Origin of the sequence: Shewanella sp. SP1S1-7 (assembly GCF_031932105.1) — a bacterium.
Classification (GTDB): Bacteria; Pseudomonadota; Gammaproteobacteria; order Enterobacterales; family Shewanellaceae; genus Shewanella; species Shewanella baltica.
The window spans coordinates 1-2081 of the sequence record NZ_JAUOEU010000062.1 but is presented as its reverse complement, the minus strand read 5'-3'; the positions used below and the strand labels follow the sequence as shown (position 1 = coordinate 2081).

The window sequence follows — 2081 nt, the reverse complement described above, 5'->3', positions numbered from 1 at the left end:
GGTGACCACACCATCAAGATGAAAGCCCATGTGGGGAGCTTAGGCAATCAGTCACCATTTCAGCATGTATTAAGGGACCACCTAGGCAGTGTCGATACCTTAATCGATGGGCAAACCGGCGCAGTCCTGCAATACCGGGGGTATGATGTGTTCGGCCGGCCACGGGATATTGCCGCAGGCAATGTATTACTGACAGCCTGGCAAGGGGTCACCAAAGGTTACACCGACCATGAGCATTTGAATGAGCAGCAGTTAATTCATATGAACGGGCGGATTTACGATTTCAACGTCGGGCGTTTCTTAAGTGTTGACCCGTTCTTGCAGTTCCCCGAGAACAGCCAGAGTGCTAACCCATATTCGTATATCCTCAATAACCCTATGAGCGGGACAGATCCGACGGGGTATGCAGCGACTGGTGGCGGTTGTACTACAGGCTCAAATACAGGTTTTAAAGGGTTTTGTACCTCAGTGCAGTTGGCAGATACTGAGTCAAAGAAGAAAAAGAGCAAAGTTGCTAACGGAGAGAATAACGACCAAAATTCAATCAGACCACAACTTGTAAATAAACCAGCCGAAGTTGGAAAACAAGATAATGCGAACATAGAGCTTAATACATCAGCTGAAGCCGCAACAGCAGATACGTTTAGACTTCCAATGTTACCGTCAGGTGCTCCTGACGAAGTTAATTTGACAGAATTGAACAGTAGGTTGCAAGGTCTTTGGGATAAAAGTGTCGAAAGTGGTTATATAGAGTATGGGGGGACGATTGTTGACCTTTTTAAAAGAATATTGTTAGTTAATACTGGCTCTGGAACTGGTAAAACGTTTACTCCAGATCTTAAAGTACGTGGAAGCATGAATATTTTAGGTACAGTTCATACTCATCCATATTCTGAAGCCGAGGGTGGGTTTACAGGAGTCTCGTTTAGTGGAGAAGATATCGCTTACCTTATAAATAATAAGCATAGTATTGCTATTACTATGAGTGGCACATCTCAGTTCATGTTAATGCGTACAGCTTCTTCACCCGCTGAAGTTGACCATAATAGGTTTGGGCGTCTGCAGAATATTCGTATTGCAGAGCTTGTTAATAATGGTTTAGATAATAGTCAAGCTAGCAGAATAGCGGCATCAGAAACAGCAAAGCAGTATGGCTTGGCTTACTATGAGGGTACGAACGGTGTCTTTAAAAAAGTTAAAAACTAACGGCTATTTTTTAATCGCTTCATCAGCAACTTTGCTGCTGTTTGCTGTTAATTTCTCTGCTAGTGGCATTGTAAAAGGCGATCTTATTGAATGCTCTACTAGCAAAGAGTTCAATCAAGCTTTGCTGTTACTAGATAGTTCAAGGAAAGCAGTGTTAGAACTAAAGTTCGAAATAGCTTTAGAAATGGAAAATCGTGCTTTGAATTTGCTCGGGGACTCTTACCAAGATCCTCGTGTTATGGATGACACGAGTATGAATATTGTTTTTGCGGATTCAGCCGAACGCCGAGGAGAATATAAGAACGCTGCAAACTTAAAACTAAGGGTTTTAGAAAGCAGACTTGAAAGTCTGAAGACTAAATGCCAAAAACATAAGTCAGAATAGCCACAATAAATAAGAAAGGCAGACAGGACAGCCCCTACATTTTTCCAATGAGCCCTATTTCTTGGGGCTTTATCTTGCCTGAAACCGGGCAGTTTGACCAGCAGCCTGAGCAGTGCTTGCCAGTAGAAGTGATCAGTTTTTGCCAGCAGGGCGGGCAGTTTGGGGCAGCGCCACCAACTGATGGCACTGACGCAATTGATCGCTTCTGCTGTTTATGGGTGATCACTTCTACTGCTTTGAGCTGCTCAGTCTGCTGCAAGTGTTGACAAAATGAGTTTTAGAAGAGCATTCGCTTAAGTTCATGCAAAGAAAATGGATGGCTTGTTTATCGGGTTTAATACTAACGTTCAATAATCGACTTACAAATATTAATCCAAAATCAATGAATTAGAGTAAAAAATCTAGCAAGGTTTTGTCCCAAAGCGTGCTGGGTATCTCCTTCATACAGACAGGCTACACTAGTGCCCAAAAGGTGAGCCATGGTGATTTG

The 2081-nt window shown here is 42.9% G+C and carries 2 protein-coding genes; both read left to right on the top strand.

The genetic code is table 11. The features are described from left to right. Positions 1-1206 (top strand): RHS repeat-associated core domain-containing protein (locus Q4Q49_RS22010; RefSeq protein ID WP_312000443.1); only part of this gene is annotated, 1206 nt, incomplete at its 5' end. Beyond that, a complete protein-coding gene (locus tag Q4Q49_RS22005) occupies positions 1181-1591 on the top strand; it encodes a hypothetical protein (RefSeq protein ID WP_311991693.1) in 411 nt (136 codons plus the stop codon). The genes Q4Q49_RS22010 and Q4Q49_RS22005, both read left to right, overlap by 26 nt. Positions 1592-2081 lie beyond the last annotated feature (490 nt).